Genomic DNA, 15,542 nt, shown 5'->3' with positions numbered 1-15,542 from the left:
AAAATGCGTTATGGCGTTGTAACGGCCACAGGGATGATTTTTCCGTTAAAATATTTCTGTCCGCTACTGGCAAAGTCGGCTATGTACTTGCCCATTTCAAAAGCCATGACCGGCGATTGGTAACCAGGAAAAGCCTGTTCGAGCATCTCGGTTTGTGCCGAACCTAAAGCAAGGCAGTTGACCTTAATGCCGCGGTCGGCCAGTTCAAAAGCAAGGCATTCAGTTAAGGTATGCAAGGCCCCTTTGCTGGCAGAGTAAGCTGCTAAACCCGGGAATTTAACGCTGCCCTGGAAACCACCCATGCTGCCGATATTAACAATATGTGAACCACTACCCATAAAAGGTAATATGTGTTGGATCATGTTAAAGTGACCGATGACATTAGTTTGCAACAGTTCTCCAAATTCTTGTGGACTGGTTTCCGTAAAAGGTTTATTTAGGAGAATGCCGGCGTTGTTAATCAGAATATCCACATGGCCTAAACGCTGTTGTATAAAAGGCGTAAGGGCGGCATAATCATCATTAACGATATCGAATTCTACGGGTAATAAGGTGCAATCAGGATTTATGCCTTTGGCAATTTCTAAAAGCTTCCTTAATTTATCTGCGGACCGTGCAATACAAACAATTTTATTGTCGTTTTTCAAGGCAAATTCTAGAGCGGCTTCAAAGCCTACGCCACTGCTGGCACCGGTAAGTATAATATTCATTTATTGTTCTTCTTCTGTAATCAATTGTGTAACCGGGTTCGCAATAACATGTAAACCATCTTTTATTAGTTTTTGGTGCGAGGGATCCTGTTCCATCTTATCGCTTAAATAAACGCGTATTTCGGCTTCCAATTGTGGAAACAGCTGTTTATGAAAAGTAATCTCCAAAATTTCCAGAGGCGCAAGCCAGTCGGCAGGGTACTGTGTTTTAAGCGTGGCAAAGATAGCAGGTAATTCGTCTGCTTCAAGTTCTTCTTCCCTGATCATGCGTACTTTTGCATAAAGTTGGTGTAGGGTTTGTGTAGCATCATTATAAACAACCTTAACTGTAGGTTTAGCGCTCATGGGTGTTATTTCCTCAAAAGCATCTTTATCGGCGGCACCATTAAATACCGATATGATCTTTTCGCCGATAGCCATATCAAAGGTTCCCCATTCCGGTTGGAACAGTATTGTTTCGGAGGTATCCGTTACGGTACAATTTTCAAAAATAATCAAGATGTTTTTATCCTCGTGGCGTAAAATATCCTTTACTTCGCCATTCACGGTAATTCCACTATGAAAGGTCAAGTTGGCCTGTTGCCCTTTTAATATGCCCAGGGCAACCAGTTCCAGTAAACTTAAGGTCTCCAGCGGTTTATCAAAGTCTTTTAATTTGCCAACCGGCGAGGAGAAGCCATCTGCATGGTAGGATTTCCCATGCCCTTCCAGTTGTTTTCCAGCAACCGCTAAAGCTGTTGCGCCTGTAGTTTTTAGGTAGCTCAGTTCACCTGCGGCATCAAGTTGCCTGTTGGTAAAAACCCCGCTTACTTGTAAACCAGAGCTGTATACCGCGGTTGCAGGGTTTTTGCAGGAAATGGCTTTGTCAATACTTTCGGCACCGCCACGTCTATACGCCATGGTATCAGCGAACTGCTCCAATACATCGATAAGGTTCTGAAATGTAGGCGTTACAAAGAGCTGCGGTTGTTGTTTGGTGATGTCGTAAGTATAGTTGATGGTGTCGATGGTATACCACAACTTTTCTACACTTTTATCTTTAAAACTGGCACTTTCGCCGATGGAAGAAAGCAGTCCGGCGCCATAAATTTTAGGATCTTCCAGGGTGCCGATCAAGCCGTACTCTACGGTCCACCAATGCAGGCGACTTAACAGTGCCATTTCAGATGGTTCGCCCAGCTGATCGGAAATCTGTTGGAGACTTTTTTCTGCGCGTTCAATTTCGATTTCGTCAATGTTAACAGATTCTTTTAAAATAGAAAGGTGCCGGATAGCTTCATAGAGTTCGAAATCAGCGGCAGAAAACATGGCTTTAGCGCCTATGGAGCCAATATAGCTAAGGTAGTTATTGTAATCTCTGTCTGCAATAATGGGTGCATGTCCGGCAGATTCATGAATGATATCAGGTGCCGGGGTATACTCAATATGATTAAGCTGGCGGATATCAGCTGCAATAACCAATACCCGGTAGGCCTGGTATTCCATGAAGGCGGCAGGTGGAATGAAACCATCCACAGTAACGGCACCCCAGCCCAGCTTGCCGAGGTTATCATTCATGGTTTGCAAATCAGGGATTCTTTCAATGCTGAGGCCGGCACGCTGCAAACCTTTGATGTAAGGGTAGTAGGCAACCTGACGTAAGTAACTGTAGTTTTGGCGCATTACATAACGCCACACTGCCTGGTCTACAGGTGTGTATTTTTCGTAGTGTTGGTCTACAATAAACTGCCTGAGGTGTCTGGGCAAATTTGCTACCTGCGGATTGTTAAAGTTATTAAAATCACTCATGGTCTTACCATTTATATCCCGGCAATATACCTGGTCTGCTAAAGTTAAGCAAATAATTGAAGGGGTAAATCAAGAAAATCTTCGTTACCCGTGAGTTACAAAGGATTTATGTTATTCGGAAGTTTATTATTGCAAAATATTAATTATTTTCTTTTTTCAAATAAAATATATACTTTGGTTTATCATTATTTTGATTGGTATTTAAAAAACTAACAAGCAAAAAACACTGTGTAACCATGAGAAAGATACTTTCAAAAATTTCCGGTTTAAGAATAAAACGAGGGCTCAGCAGAGGCAAAATGGCAGGGGCATTAGGTGTAAACACCTCTACTTACACCAAAATGGAGAAAGGTATTTATTTGATTAGTCTCTCGAGGCTCAACCAGATTGCAGCTGCCCTGGAGGTTAAAAGTGATGCTTTATTGGACAATGTAGATCCTGAAATGGATTTTCTGGAAGAGCAATACAATTTAACCCAAGATAGGTTGGAACGGGTTAATCAACTGATCATTGCAGAGCAAAGTAAATTAATAGACTTATATGAAAAACTTAAGTAACAGTGTAAAAATCGCGTCCAGCCTTAGGCGCTTAAGAGAAGAACGAGGTTATGACGTAGAAAAAGTTGCCTTTTTATTAGGGCTAAAAGAAAAAGAATATAATAAATTAGAGCGCGGCACACGCGAACTCAACCTGCAGCAATTGTGTTTGTTAGCGGAACTCTACCAGTTGCGTAAGAGTCTGGTGATCGATTATGGTAATCCAAAGAATTTAGATTCTAACGAAATGATTGAGTTTACACTCAAAGAATTAGAGATTGCTACCCAGTGGCTCACCCTGATCCGGAAGCGTGTGGCTGAATTGGAACTGAAAATAGATAAACAGCGGAGGACTGCTTAAACTTTGACTTTAAAAGAAAAGTGTTTTTGAGAGAAGTAACTGAAAATGGCTAGTATGGCTGTAGTAATTACTTTAGCAATAGTGGGGTAAAAGCCGAAAGCTTCAATAAGCACCTTTAAAAAAGCATAGTTCAGCAATACATTGCTAAGTACCACGGAGCCGTAGCGAAACAACTGGATTCTTCCTTTTAAGTTGGAGCTTGTAAATACCAGGTATTTGTTAAGCATAAAACCAATGACGAAGGTAATGAAAGACTCAATGGCCAATGCAGCTATTGGGGCAGTAATCAGTATTGATCCCACTTTCACATGTTCCTGCTGCAAGATAAAATTGTAGGCAATGAAATAAACAACAATACCTGTAGCAGCTGTAGCGCCACCAGAAGCAATGTACCTAAACGTATGCAAAGAAAGCCACCGTGAAAATGGTGGATAAAAGAAATCAATAATTTTTAAAATAGCCTTACGCATAGTTATACTTTCCGCGAAGTTAATTTTTAGTTTTTGGAATACCAACAAAATCTATGGTAGCGGAATAAGTATAGGTAGGGTGAGGTTGTATACTTACACCTACCGTGTTTAAGCCATAACTGGTATTAAGCATGTTTTTTCGATGACCTAAGTCTGGAACGCCCTTATCTAACAGTAACATACATACATTATCCAGGCCTTTTGCAAAACCAAAGGCTAGGTTCTCCGCCATCGCATGGTTGGGGAAATATTTCGATAAGCGGTCAGGCATGGACCGTCCATCAGAAGATTTATGATCGGCAAGGTTACGGCGGTTCATGTCTTTGCCATGGCTTAGGGCCAAAAAGGTTAAGGTTTCGTCGGGGTAGTAAAGTTCAAAGTTTTTTACTTTTTTAAGGTCTTCCTTCAAACCACGGTAATAGCTGTCGTAGGTGTTTATTTTTAGATCCTTGTAATTACTGTATTGTTGCATCCGTTTATTATGGTCCCTCACAAAGTCCTGAAAATAAGTATTAAAAAACTTAGTTCCATCCATGCGCATGAGGTTCATGTAAAAGATGATATTTTTTTCTTCTTTGCTAAGGTAGTCGATGTGTTTGGCAGTATTGGCTAAATCTAGCTCTTTGCTGCTCCAGCTTTCCCTGGCGGGAGTGCTGTTGGTGGTGTTTATAGAGCTGGCTGAGCTAGTTAAGGTGAGGAAAGAAAGGAAGAGGAAAAAAGCGTAATTCAATTTCATGTAATGATTAACGTACAGTTTTCCTCTTCCGGTATAAAGGGAGGGCCTAATTAGTTTTTTTGGCGTCTCTTTCCACGTTGGCATTGTCATCGCCATTGTTTACTTTTTGATTTTGTATTTCCTCATTTAAGACAGTAGCTTCCTTGTGGTGTTTTTCTAATACGGGGATGGTTTTAGCCGCAAAGTTCTTGATGTCTATGTCTCCATATTGAGCGGCCTTTCTGAAAAGCGCCAAAGTTGCCACATGTTCACTTTCCATCATTTCCATGTATTGTCTGTCGAAACCACGGTCGGCAAACTCTTTCATCATGTCTAAATGTTTCTGTTGTTCGGCCGGAAAAGTCTTTGGCAATTGCAATCCTTTGTTCTCTGCCACTTTTTGAAGTTCCAGGTTGGCATTAGAATGGTCTGTAACCATCATTTGGGCAAAGGCTTTTACTTTAGGATTTTTTGATTTTTGCAGGGCCTGGTTAGCAAGTTCTACTTCTAACATACCCCCAGCAGCGGCTTGCTGGATAAACTTATTTTCATCTTCACTTAGGTCAGTCTGGCTGCCTTTAGAAATGGTGTCTAAAGTAGAATCACCCGCCATGGTTGTATCTGAGTTAGTTTGTTCTGACGAGTTACATGCCGAAATGCCGATTGAAGCAGCAAGTAGCAAGGTAAAAAGGCTGGTCGTTTTCATAGGTGTCGTTTAAACTGGTGTAATATTATTTTGTAGAGTTTAAACACCGAAAGCAAGAAATGGTTTTTTGAAACAAAAAGGGCCGGTTGTAGAACCGGCCCTTTTTGTTTTATTTAAGTAAGTTTTTCCAGCTCACTTTGCTGGTGATTAAAGAATCAAGTTCCTTGATTTCGATACGTTGTTGCTCCATGGTGTCGCGGTGGCGAATGGTCACGGTATCATCTTCTAAAGTCTGGTGATCAACTGTGATACAGAATGGTGTACCAATGGCGTCATGGCGGCGGTAACGCTTTCCTATAGAATCTTTTTCTTCGTAAGCCACGTTAAAGTCGTATTTCAGACTTTCCATAATTTCCTTTGCTTTATCTGGCAGGCCATCTTTTTTGGTCAGCGGTAAAATAGCCGCTTTTATTGGCGCAAGTGCAGGGTGCAGGCGTAATAAGGTTCTGCTGTCTTTTTTATCGCCATCGCTTAAGTCCTGCTCTTCAAAAGCATTAATTAAGGTTAACAAGAACATGCGGTCTAAACCGATGGAGGTTTCAATCACGTAAGGAATATAGTTACCGTAAGGTTTACCATCCTCATTCAAGTCGTTATCGAAATATTGCATCTTTTTACCAGAAAATTCCTGGTGCTGACTTAAATCAAAATCTGTACGGCTGTGGATACCTTCTACTTCTTTGAAACCAAAAGGGAATTCAAATTCAATGTCGGTTGCTGCATTCGCGTAATGCGCTAATTTTACATGGTCATGGAAACGGTACTTATCTGCAGAAGTACCAAGTGCTTTGTGCCATTTCAGGCGCGCTTCTTTCCAGTAGGCAAACCATTTCTGGTCTTCGCCCGGGCGAACAAAGAATTGCATTTCCATTTGTTCAAATTCACGCATGCGCATGATGAACTGGCGGGCAATCACTTCGTTTCTGAAGGCTTTACCAATTTGGGCAATTCCAAAAGGGATCTTCATTCTACCAGATTTCTGCACGTTAAGGAAGTTTACAAAGATACCCTGTGCCGTTTCCGGACGAAGGTATACTTCATCAGAACCTTCGGCCATGGCGCCAAACTGGGTGCTGAACATCAGGTTAAACTGACGGACATCGGTCCAGTTTTTTGTGCCACTTACGGGGCATACAATATCATACTCCTCAATAATGGCTTTTAAACGCGGCAGGTCTTCGGCTTTTAATGCCTCATCCATTTCGGTTTGCAGGGTTGCTGCTTTATCTGTCTTACCGTCTTTTTCGTAACGTGTAATTTTATCTTCAATTAACTGATCGGCACGGTAGCGTTTGTTGGAATCTTTGTTATCGATCATCGGATCGTTAAAACCATCCACGTGACCTGAAGCTTTCCATACCTTTGGATGCATAAAAATTGCAGAATCAATGCCTACAATATTTTCATGCATTTGTACCATGGCCTTCCACCAGTATGTTTTAAGGTTGTTTTTAAGTTCGGCACCTAATTGCCCATAATCATATACGGCACTTAGTCCATCATAAATTTCACTGCTTTGAAATACAAATCCGTATTCTTTAGCATGGGATATTACATTTTTGAATTGTTCGTCGTTGTTATTTTTGGCCATAGTATCGCAAATATAACAAGTTGAGCATAATTTTATTGTTATTTTTGGCCATGAAACGATTCAACCTGCTTTTAGTGTTGCTGTGTGCATTCACATTATCTTGCACAGCACAACAAAAACATCATTTGTCTTTCAAGAATACCACTGAATTACAGGAATTCTTAGACACCAGAAAAACGAACTTTCCTTTGTTAAGTGCCCACCGTGGAGGCCCTATGAAAGGATTTCCAGAAAATGCCATCGAAACTTTTGAAAATGCCACCCGTTACCAGCCGGTGATTATTGAATTTGATGTAGCCCTGAGTAAGGATTCGGTATTGGTGATTATGCATGATGATAAATTAGACCGCACCACTACGGGTACTGGGCCAATTGGCGATTACACTTATGCAGAACTGCAGGCTTTAACATTAAAGGATGACGATGGAAAGGTAACTACATTTAAAATTCCAACGCTAACTGAAGTGTTGCAATGGGGGAAGGGTAAAGTGCTTTTTACCGTAGATATTAAAAGAGGCGTGCCCTATGAAAAAGTAATTGAGGCCGTACGCAAAACAAAGGCCGAAAACCGTTCCATTATTATTACTTATAATGCGGGGCAGGCAGCAGCCTTTCATCGTTTGGCACCTGACCTGATGATTTCTGCTACGGTAAAGGGGAAAGAAGACCTGGAGCGTTTAAACCAAATGGGCGTGCCCACCAACAGGATTGTAGCTTTTGTGGGCGTTTCGGCACCAGAAAAAACAGTTTATGAGTTTTTAGCCAGTAAAGGCATTACCCCAATATTAGGCACCATGGGTAACTTAGACCGCAGTGCAGCAGCAAACCCTTCTCGAAGAGTTTTCTATCGTTTAGTTGAAGATGGTGCTGCGGTGCTTTCTACTGACGACATTATTGGTGCCGGAAAAGAATTAACGGAGTATCGTCAGGAAAAGGGCCTTAAAACAAGATTTTTGCGTGTTTCTAACTAATTGGCTAAATTTTTGATTGAGGGAGCTTAGTGGCGAAATTGCCCATTAATTTAAATATTTGGTTATGAAAAAATTATTTCTACTTACAGCAATTGCAGGCATTTTTGCCTTTACCAACGTATCCGCACAAAAAGATCCGGCCATGAATGGTCCCAAATTAGGTGTTGGTGTTGAATTTGGTTTACCAGTAGGTGACTTTGGTGATTTTTATAATTTAGGTGTTGGTGGTTCATTGGTTTATCAACAGCCATTAGCAAGCAACTTAAACTTTACAGCTAGTGCAGGATACATTAACTTTAGCACGGAAGAAGTATTAGGTGTTAGAATAAGTTCAGCAGCTATTCCAGTGAAAGCGGGTATCAGGTATTTCTTCGCGGAGAACTTTTATGGTGGTGCTGAATTAGGTGCTGCTTTCTCTACAGAAGATAACGGTGGTACTTCTTTTGCCTACGCGCCAGGTATCGGTGTAGAATTTCCAGTTGCTGATAAAGCAGCGATTGATCTAGGTGTTCGTTATGAAGGCTGGTCGAGAGATAGCCATACCAATTCATTTATTGGTATCAGGGCTGCTTTCAACTTCGGTTTGTAAGCCTGACTCCATATTTTTAAAAAAAGAGTGTCCGGATTTTCCGGGCACTCTTTTTTTATGCCTTCTATCTTATTTTTGCACATATTTTTACTAATCGTGCTTATACAAGGTAATTTTTATATTTTTGAGAACCGACAATTTTTAAATTCGAGATCATCATATTATGAGATTTATAGTTTCCACTTCTACATTATTAAAACATTTACAAACGGTTAATGGCGCTTCCAGCAGCAGTACTGTTTTGCCGATATTGGAAAACTTCCTTTTCGAGATTAAAGAAGGCAACCTGACGATCTCTGCAACTGATTTGCAGACCAGTATGACCACTTCTTTACCTGTTGAATCTAAAGAATCGGGTAAAGTAGCCGTGCCTGCCAGGATCTTATTAGATACCTTAAAAACCCTTCCTGATCAGCCGATTTCCTTTAATATAGATGACAACACTTTCTCTATTGAAATTAGCGCTGGTGATGGAAAGTATAAGTTAAGCGGTGAAAACGGTGATGATTTTCCTAAAATTCCGGTTGTTGAAAATGCATCTTCAGTAAACCTGCCAGCATCAGTGTTGAGTGAGGCCATTACTAAAACTATTTTTGCGGTGAGTAATGATGAGCTGCGCCCGGCAATGACTGGTGTGTATTGCCAGCTATCTGATCAGCATATTACATTTGTTGCTACTGATGCTCATAAACTGGTGAGGTACAGACGTACAGACAGCAAAGCCGATAAAACAACGTCATTTATTTTGCCTAAAAAAGCATTGACCTTGTTAAAGGCCGCATTACCATCAGGAGATATTATTGTTTCTGTTGACTATAATGCAACCAGTGCCTTTTTTAAATTTGAAAACATTAACCTGGTTTGCCGTTTAATTGACGAGCGTTACCCAGATTACGAGGCGGTTATTCCTGCTAATAACCCTAATAAATTAATCATTGACCGTGCTTTATTCTTAAATACCTTAAGAAGGGTTGTCATCTTCGCTAATAAAACTACGCATCAGGTTCGTTTAAAAATCAATGGCAGTGAGTTGAATATCTCTTCTGAAGATTTAGATTTCGCGAACGAAGCACATGAGCGTTTAAGCTGCCAGTATGAAGGTGAAGACCTTGAAATTGGTTTTAACGCAAAGTTTCTCATTGAGATGTTAAGTAACCTAAGTGGGGAGGAAGTGACATTAGAGCTATCTACACCTAACCGCGCCGGTTTATTGATTCCGCAGACCAACGATGAAAATGAGAATGTGTTAATGCTGGTTATGCCTGTAATGTTAAATAATTATAATTAATATGACATTTCCCCGTTTTAATGTGTCATGGTTATTGCCATGATATTTTTAATTTTGGGACTTAAATAAAAATGTATTGGAATTTTTCTCGCAGCTCGTAGACTTCATCCTCCATATTGATAAACATCTGGAGGCTATCATCAGGGACTATCAAACCTGGACTTATCTTATTCTTTTTCTGATTATTTTTGCCGAAACAGGTTTTGTCGTAACCCCGTTTTTACCGGGCGATTCCCTGCTTTTTGCTATGGGTACTTTAATTGCCGGTGGTAACACAGGTTTAAGTATCTGGGTGATGATGATCCTGTTAATTATAGCCGCTATATTAGGTAATACCGTCAATTATAAGCTGGGGAGTGTGCTGGGGATAAAGGTGTTTAAACCCGAAAACAAGGTGCTCAAGCTGGAGTATTATCACCAGTCGCATGAGTTTTTTGAAAAACATGGCGGTAAAGCAATCATTTTCAGTAGGTTCCTGCCTATTTTTAGAACCATTGCGCCCTTTGTGGCCGGTGTAGCTAAAATGCCTTTTGGTAGATTTACATATTTTAATGTTGTTGGAGGGGTAGCCTGGATTGCCAGTTTATTATTGGCTGGATTCTTCATCGGACAGATACCTATTGTGAAAAACAATTTTGATATTGTTATTATAACGATTGCCGTGGTTACGTTTGTGCCAGCCATTTGGGCAGCAGTTAAATCTAAAATGTCTAAGAAAAAAGAAGAGGTAGTATAACCTATTTCTTATCAATAATAATAAGCAGCCAATGGATTATACGTTAATCATTGGCTGTTTTGTTTTAATGTGGTTGATGATCTTGACCGCATGTTCCCTGGAGTTCTCAATAAACCACAGGTGTGTATCCATACCGCCACAAACTACGCCGGCAAGGTAAATGCCTTTCTCATTGGTTTCCATCGTCTCCGGATGATGCTCGGGTAGTCGCTTCGCATCGTCCGAAAGTTTAATGCCAAAGTTCTGCAGCAATTTGAAGTTAGGCTTGTAACCGGTAAGGGCTAAAACAAAATCGTTTGTTATGGTTACGAGGCCGTCCGGGGTTTGTATATCTACTTCATCAGGACGGATGGCCAGCAGCGAAGAATTGAAATAAGCCTTGATACTGCCTTCCTTTATCCGGTTGATGATGTCAGGCCGTACCCAATATTTAACCCGCTGACTGATTTCTGGAGCTCTGACTACCATGGTTACCTGTGCTCCTTTTCTATAGGTTTCCAGGGCAGCATCAACAGATGAGTTACTTGCACCAACCACCAGCACCTGTTGCATGGCGTAAAAATGTGGGTCCTGATAATAATGAGCTACTTTAGCTAAACTTTCCCCCGGAATGTCCATGGTGTTAGGTAGGTCGTAAAAGCCGGAAGAAATAATAATATTCCGTGATTGATAGTGGTTTTTTGACGTCTGGATCTCATAATAATGCTGGTTCTTTTTAACCGATTCTACGGTCTCAAAAAGTTTTACCTGCAGTTCGAATTTCTGCGTTACCCGACGGTAGTATTCCAAAGCCTCCGCCCGGCCAGGTTTAGGGCTAATGGACACAAAAGGTACACCTCCGATTTCCAGTTTTTCGGAGGTGGAGAAGAAGGTCATGTTTTGCGGGTAATGGTACAGGGAATTGACCAGGCAGCCCTTTTCCACAATTACATAAGTCAACCCAGCTTTTTTGGCTTCTATACCACAGGCCAAACCAATGGGGCCTGCACCAATAATTAATACATCTAAAACATCCATTAAAGGCTAATTTATAAAAAATTGTAAGTTTAAGGTAGGTGATTGTTTCCACTCAGGGCTCCCGACCTATAATTTTACCTTGCTTAAACTTTAAATCTTCCGCTTTTCTTTGCTGCCATTCCTTCTTCGCCTCCTTGCTGTTTTTAAAATGGCGTAACTCCGGCTGACCGGCATCAATCCAGGCAGAATACCAAAAGGCACCTATGCTGCGTATACTTGAGCGCATTTGTTTCTCCACCATGTTATTCATGGCCAGGTGGTAGGCTTTAGCATAGGCCTCTGCATATTGTTTTACCAGCACCTTATTTCTTTTGGTATAGCTGTATTTGCGCGATGCCGGGAATGTGCTATGCAGTTGTGCTTCTAAGCGCAATACCGAATCGACCAACGAATGGGTATGGGTAACAATTTTCCAGGCTTCATTTAAGGGGTTTTCTATATAAGGTGCAGATCCAGGCATCAAGTTGTATTGTTCTGCGTAAAGTTCTGGCAGGCGGCTCTCCCAGAAGGCGTGAAGGCCATGTTGGTTGGTCAGTTGACCGTTATGGTTGCTGGTGGTATGCAGGGGCACGTGGGCATCAGCTAGGTAGTGCCCAAGTGTAGTAGCCTGTGTTAAAATCCGGGCAGAATCTTTTTGCTTGAAAGCCTGTACCAGCATAGCATAACTCCGCTGGATTTGCCAGGGCAGGATGCCATTTTCCTGCAGCTTTTTATAACCATATTTCTTAAGGGCGTCATCATACTTGCGGGGAATGCTATCGGGGTGTTTCTCGTAGAGGTCTACATCCAGGTAATGCCTTGGTGCTTCTGCTGTATCGGCATAACGTCGTTTGTCGGGATCAACCGCATGTTCACTAAGGTAATCGATATTAGCTTTAAAAAAGCGTAGCGGACCATTTGGTAGAGTAAAAACGGCAAGGCGGTTAATGCGGATGTGCGCATAAAAGCCCCAGGAAGAAAGGCTGATCACCAGAAAAAAAAAGCTTAAGTAAATAAAGACGCGCTTCATTTACTTAAGCTATGCAAAACCTAAGGGAGGTTGGTCATTTTTATTCTATGCTTTTTCCGCGCATGGCTTTTGAAACCGCCATATCCATCAAACGTTCCGCAAAAGGACGTGTAAATTCATTCAGTTCATCGGCCTTTTTAAGGATTAAATCTTTGTCGCCACTTTCCAATGCTGTTTTTAGCGCATCAATATGGTTAATGGTATCCGATGTTTCGTCATCCGTTAACACCTCACCGTTTTTAGTAATAAAACGTTCTGCGGTATAAACCAATTGTTCACCTTCACTTCTGGCTTCAATAAGCATACGTTGCTCCACATCGCTTTTAGCATAGGTAATACTATCCACTAACATTTTCTCCACTGCATCATCAGTTAAACCGTAAGAAGGTGTAATTTCAATTTCCTGTTTTACGCCAGAACGTAATTCCACCGCCTGAACGGTTAAAATCCCATCAGCATTTAGCAAAAAGTTGATATCTACTTTTGGTAAACCTGCTGGCATAGCCGGGATTCCTTTTAAGTCAAATTCTGCAAGTTTCCTGTTTTCTTTCACTAAATCACGTTCACCCTGGAAAACCGAGATTTTCATGTTTACCTGTCCGTCGATAGAAGTGGTGTATTGGCGTCCTGCTTTGGTAGGTACTTTAGCGTTTCTAGGAATAATCACATCCATTAAACCACCCATGGTTTCAATACCCAGCGATAATGGGGTAACATCTAATAACAGGATGTCAGAGCGGTTACCGGCTAAAATATCAGCCTGTATGGCGGCACCTAAAGCAACCACTTCATCCGGATTAATCTGGTCATGAGCCTCACGTCCAAAAAAGGCAGTCACCTGTTGCTTCACATAGGGTGTGCGGGTAGAACCCCCAACCATAACCACCTCATCAATATCTGCTGTGGTTAGTTTAGCATCTTTTAATGCTTTTGCACAAGAATCAAGTGTTTCCTGCACTTTTGCCTGTATCAGCTCCTGAAAAGTGATGCGGGTAATGCTGCACCAGATTTCGCCCAGTTTTTCATTGTATATATTTTGTGTAGACAATGCTTTTTTAGCTTCCTCTGCTTTTAAACGCAATTGCTGCATAAAACCAGGGTCAGCTTGTAAAGCAGCCTCCTCTAACTTGTTCTGTTCGATCCAGTAATGAACAATAGCACGGTCAAAATCATCACCGCCTAAAAAGGTATTGCCATTGGTAGATAATACTTCAAATATTCCGTTTTGAATAGCCAGGATAGATACGTCAAACGTTCCGCCACCTAAATCATAAACCGCAATGGTTTTATGTTCCGTAGGGTCTAAGCCTATCCCATAAGCTAAACTTGCTGCGGTAGGTTCGTTAACAATGCGTAATACATCTAGTCCGGCAAGCTTTCCTGCATCGCGGGTGGCCTGACGCTGACTATCATTAAAATACGCCGGAACCGTAATGACTGCGCGATTAACGGCGGTTTTCAACGCATGTTCTGCCCTCGCTTTCAGTTCCTTTAATATTTCTGCCGACAATTCAATGGGCGTATAAAAGCGGTTACCTGCTTTTATTTTAACCAAAGCATCATTATCGTCATCAATAATCTTATATGAAAAAGTGTCCTGGTGATCCGCTACATCTTTATAAGAGCGTCCAAGCAATCTTTTGACAGAAAATATGGTATTTTCAGGGTCTGTTGTTAAAAACTCCTTCGCTTCGTTACCAACTAAGGCATCGCCATGTTCGTTAAAATGAACTACAGACGGTACCAGCAGACCTTTGCCCATGTCGTTGATCACTTGTGGGTGTTTCTCTGGATTGATAAAAGCAACCAAACTATTGGTGGTTCCTAAATCAATACCAACAATGATCTCTTCTTGTTGTAAAGAACCTGTAGCCAGGTTGATGGATATTTTTGCCATAGTCTGGCAAATTTAGGAATGTTTTAAGGGATTTTTGTGTTAAGGCTGTAATGTTTTGTCTTTATATTGTTTTAATTCCCCTTCGTGAATGTTGTATACCCATAACACGATGTCCTGATAGCTGTCGATCCCTTTGTGCTGGTTGTTTATTTTTAGAAAGCTATCCAAAGTTGCACTCATGTAGCCAAACATCTGGTTGTTGTATTTCTTCCAGAAAGCAATACCGTTTTTATAATCTGCAATAGTTCTGGGGTTAATGGACTCATAAAGCGACTTATACTCATCGGGGGCAATTAACCTTACCTCAAACAATAGGTTTCTTAAAATGGCATAATACCCAGAATATTGAAAATTGAGGTCTTTACTGTTGGTAGCCACCAGGTAGCCCACTAAATTAGCCTCATCTTCACGCGCCACTCCCAGCTGGTGGGCAATTTCATGTGCAGTGACAAAGGGCAGGTCTACCGCCGGCAAAAGCATGTTTACATTGGCTTCGCCAGATAAGGGGTTATAATAGCCTTCCAAGCCAATTTTAGTGATCACCCAGCTGTTGATGACGGGTTTTACAGCCGGACTGCGATATGTAAAAAATGATTGTTGCTGTTTTAAATTACTGTACGATGCTGTAGCTTTAGTTTCTAAAGTTTCCATGTTGTACCTGCTGCGCTCCTTAGCAGGTAATGCCGAACGTAGTTTTTCCAGGTGGTTGATCTTTTGAATGATTAACTGCGTCAGCCTGACCAGTTGTTTGTCACTGTACCTATGGTTGCTGATGCCAAGCTGCTGCGAAATGGAGGGGCGGGAGTAGTTTAGTCCCCACAGTAGTTTAAAAGCAATGTACAGGATCAATATAAATCGCAATACCTGCATGGCTGCCAGCCAGGCTTCGGTTTTATGAACCTGCTTTTTAATCAATTTTCTGCCAAATCTAAATAGGCTGTATACCACATAAGCAATCAGCAACAGGTAAAGCACATCGCCCAGCGGAAATGGCGCCAAAGAACTAACAGTTCTTAAACACAGGGAAATAACAGGGTAAACCGTGTCGGCATAAAGGCTTTCTGTGAGGCTAGCGCTTAGTCCCCACAAAAATATGATACCAGCCAATAGGCTTAGCACCAGCAATTGTCGCCAGGCTTTCCTGTACTGCAGCTTCAT

The 15,542-nt window shown here is 41.4% G+C and carries 16 protein-coding genes; 6 read left to right on the top strand and 10 right to left on the bottom strand.

Annotation, left to right across the window (positions count from 1 at the left end; translation table 11 throughout):
* Nucleotides 1–8: 8 nt before the first annotated feature.
* Together IWX76_RS14520 and IWX76_RS14515 are read right to left on the bottom strand one after the other, a co-directional pair.
* Nucleotides 9–710 (bottom strand): SDR family oxidoreductase, encoded by a 702-nt coding sequence (locus IWX76_RS14520; protein ID WP_196860724.1) that lies wholly within the window; start codon nucleotides 708–710, stop codon nucleotides 9–11.
* Complete coding sequence (locus IWX76_RS14515; RefSeq protein ID WP_196860723.1) at nucleotides 711–2,498, bottom strand: aromatic amino acid hydroxylase; 1,788 nt, start codon at nucleotides 2,496–2,498, stop codon at nucleotides 711–713.
* Between the two features lie 236 nt (nucleotides 2,499–2,734).
* Here IWX76_RS14515 and IWX76_RS14510 point away from each other — a divergent pair, with 236 nt between their 5' ends.
* Nucleotides 2,735–3,055: a helix-turn-helix domain-containing protein gene (locus IWX76_RS14510; protein WP_196860722.1), complete on the top strand. Its 321-nt coding sequence runs from the start codon at nucleotides 2,735–2,737 to the stop codon at nucleotides 3,053–3,055.
* Nucleotides 3,039–3,395, top strand: a complete 357-nt coding sequence (locus tag IWX76_RS14505) for a helix-turn-helix domain-containing protein (protein ID WP_196860721.1) — start codon at nucleotides 3,039–3,041, stop codon at nucleotides 3,393–3,395. The genes IWX76_RS14510 and IWX76_RS14505 overlap by 17 nt, the downstream gene beginning before the upstream one ends.
* Here IWX76_RS14505 and IWX76_RS14500 read toward each other — a convergent pair.
* From IWX76_RS14500 to IWX76_RS14485, 4 genes are all read right to left on the bottom strand, one after another.
* Nucleotides 3,392–3,865 (bottom strand): GtrA family protein, encoded by a 474-nt coding sequence (locus IWX76_RS14500; RefSeq protein ID WP_196860720.1) that lies wholly within the window; start codon nucleotides 3,863–3,865, stop codon nucleotides 3,392–3,394. The two genes, IWX76_RS14505 and IWX76_RS14500, sit on opposite strands and share 4 nt — an antisense overlap.
* A gap of 19 nt (nucleotides 3,866–3,884) precedes the next feature.
* Nucleotides 3,885–4,601, bottom strand: a complete 717-nt coding sequence (locus tag IWX76_RS14495) for a CAP domain-containing protein (protein ID WP_334641986.1) — start codon at nucleotides 4,599–4,601, stop codon at nucleotides 3,885–3,887.
* Between the two features lie 46 nt (nucleotides 4,602–4,647).
* Nucleotides 4,648–5,286, bottom strand: coding sequence for a DUF4142 domain-containing protein (locus IWX76_RS14490; protein WP_196860719.1), 639 nt, complete (start codon nucleotides 5,284–5,286; stop codon nucleotides 4,648–4,650).
* Between the two features lie 109 nt (nucleotides 5,287–5,395).
* Nucleotides 5,396–6,877, bottom strand: coding sequence for a glycine--tRNA ligase (locus IWX76_RS14485; RefSeq protein ID WP_196860718.1), 1,482 nt, complete (start codon nucleotides 6,875–6,877; stop codon nucleotides 5,396–5,398).
* 50 nt (nucleotides 6,878–6,927) lie between these two features.
* Between IWX76_RS14485 and IWX76_RS14480 the strand changes: the two genes are divergently transcribed.
* From IWX76_RS14480 to IWX76_RS14465, 4 genes are all read left to right on the top strand, one after another.
* Complete coding sequence (locus tag IWX76_RS14480) at nucleotides 6,928–7,848, top strand: glycerophosphodiester phosphodiesterase family protein (RefSeq protein WP_196860717.1); 921 nt, start codon at nucleotides 6,928–6,930, stop codon at nucleotides 7,846–7,848.
* A 64-nt stretch (nucleotides 7,849–7,912) separates the two neighbouring features.
* The gene (locus IWX76_RS14475) at nucleotides 7,913–8,437 is read left to right on the top strand and encodes an outer membrane beta-barrel protein (RefSeq protein ID WP_196860716.1); all 525 of its coding nucleotides are present in this window, start codon (nucleotides 7,913–7,915) and stop codon (nucleotides 8,435–8,437) included.
* 163 nt (nucleotides 8,438–8,600) lie between these two features.
* Nucleotides 8,601–9,725: a DNA polymerase III subunit beta gene (dnaN, locus tag IWX76_RS14470; RefSeq protein ID WP_196860715.1), complete on the top strand. Its 1,125-nt coding sequence runs from the start codon at nucleotides 8,601–8,603 to the stop codon at nucleotides 9,723–9,725.
* Nucleotides 9,726–9,801: 76 nt separating this feature from the next.
* Nucleotides 9,802–10,461 (top strand): DedA family protein, encoded by a 660-nt coding sequence (locus IWX76_RS14465; protein WP_196860714.1) that lies wholly within the window; start codon nucleotides 9,802–9,804, stop codon nucleotides 10,459–10,461.
* Nucleotides 10,462–10,497: 36 nt separating this feature from the next.
* On the opposite strand, the gene IWX76_RS14460 is transcribed toward IWX76_RS14465, so the two are convergent.
* The 4 genes from IWX76_RS14460 to IWX76_RS14445 are packed head-to-tail and all read right to left on the bottom strand — an operon-like array spanning nucleotide 10,498 to nucleotide 15,542.
* Nucleotides 10,498–11,478 (bottom strand): YpdA family putative bacillithiol disulfide reductase, encoded by a 981-nt coding sequence (locus IWX76_RS14460; protein ID WP_196860713.1) that lies wholly within the window; start codon nucleotides 11,476–11,478, stop codon nucleotides 10,498–10,500.
* Between the two features lie 52 nt (nucleotides 11,479–11,530).
* Nucleotides 11,531–12,487, bottom strand: a complete 957-nt coding sequence (locus IWX76_RS14455) for a zinc dependent phospholipase C family protein (protein ID WP_196860712.1) — start codon at nucleotides 12,485–12,487, stop codon at nucleotides 11,531–11,533.
* 40 nt (nucleotides 12,488–12,527) lie between these two features.
* Entirely contained in the window at nucleotides 12,528–14,384 is a 1,857-nt protein-coding gene (dnaK, locus tag IWX76_RS14450; protein ID WP_196860711.1) for a molecular chaperone DnaK, read from the bottom strand.
* Between the two features lie 39 nt (nucleotides 14,385–14,423).
* Nucleotides 14,424–15,542: a DUF3810 domain-containing protein gene (locus tag IWX76_RS14445; RefSeq protein ID WP_196860710.1), complete on the bottom strand. Its 1,119-nt coding sequence runs from the start codon at nucleotides 15,540–15,542 to the stop codon at nucleotides 14,424–14,426.

This window comes from Pedobacter sp. CAN_A7, from assembly GCF_015752175.1.
Lineage (GTDB): Bacteria > Bacteroidota > Bacteroidia > Sphingobacteriales > Sphingobacteriaceae > Pedobacter.
This window is presented reverse-complemented; position numbering and strand designations above follow the sequence as displayed.

Excerpts from the sequence above, each read along its gene's own strand:
- IWX76_RS14520 (WP_196860724.1), bottom strand. The coding sequence starts at position 710 with ATGAATATTATACTTACCGGTGCCAGCAGTGGCGTAGGCTTTGAAGCC.
- IWX76_RS14515 (WP_196860723.1), bottom strand. The coding sequence starts at position 2,498 with ATGAGTGATTTTAATAACTTTAACAATCCGCAGGTAGCAAATTTGCCC.
- IWX76_RS14510 (WP_196860722.1), top strand. The coding sequence starts at position 2,735 with ATGAGAAAGATACTTTCAAAAATTTCCGGTTTAAGAATAAAACGAGGG.
- IWX76_RS14505 (WP_196860721.1), top strand. The coding sequence starts at position 3,039 with ATGAAAAACTTAAGTAACAGTGTAAAAATCGCGTCCAGCCTTAGGCGC.
- IWX76_RS14500 (WP_196860720.1), bottom strand. The coding sequence starts at position 3,865 with ATGCGTAAGGCTATTTTAAAAATTATTGATTTCTTTTATCCACCATTT.
- IWX76_RS14495 (WP_334641986.1), bottom strand. The coding sequence starts at position 4,601 with ATGAAATTGAATTACGCTTTTTTCCTCTTCCTTTCTTTCCTCACCTTA.
- IWX76_RS14490 (WP_196860719.1), bottom strand. The coding sequence starts at position 5,286 with ATGAAAACGACCAGCCTTTTTACCTTGCTACTTGCTGCTTCAATCGGC.
- IWX76_RS14485 (WP_196860718.1), bottom strand. The coding sequence starts at position 6,877 with ATGGCCAAAAATAACAACGACGAACAATTCAAAAATGTAATATCCCAT.
- IWX76_RS14480 (WP_196860717.1), top strand. The coding sequence starts at position 6,928 with ATGAAACGATTCAACCTGCTTTTAGTGTTGCTGTGTGCATTCACATTA.
- IWX76_RS14475 (WP_196860716.1), top strand. The coding sequence starts at position 7,913 with ATGAAAAAATTATTTCTACTTACAGCAATTGCAGGCATTTTTGCCTTT.
- dnaN (WP_196860715.1), top strand. The coding sequence starts at position 8,601 with ATGAGATTTATAGTTTCCACTTCTACATTATTAAAACATTTACAAACG.
- IWX76_RS14460 (WP_196860713.1), bottom strand. The coding sequence starts at position 11,478 with ATGGATGTTTTAGATGTATTAATTATTGGTGCAGGCCCCATTGGTTTG.
- IWX76_RS14455 (WP_196860712.1), bottom strand. The coding sequence starts at position 12,487 with ATGAAGCGCGTCTTTATTTACTTAAGCTTTTTTTTTCTGGTGATCAGC.
- dnaK (WP_196860711.1), bottom strand. The coding sequence starts at position 14,384 with ATGGCAAAAATATCCATCAACCTGGCTACAGGTTCTTTACAACAAGAA.
- IWX76_RS14445 (WP_196860710.1), bottom strand. The coding sequence starts at position 15,542 with ATGAAGCTGCAGTACAGGAAAGCCTGGCGACAATTGCTGGTGCTAAGC.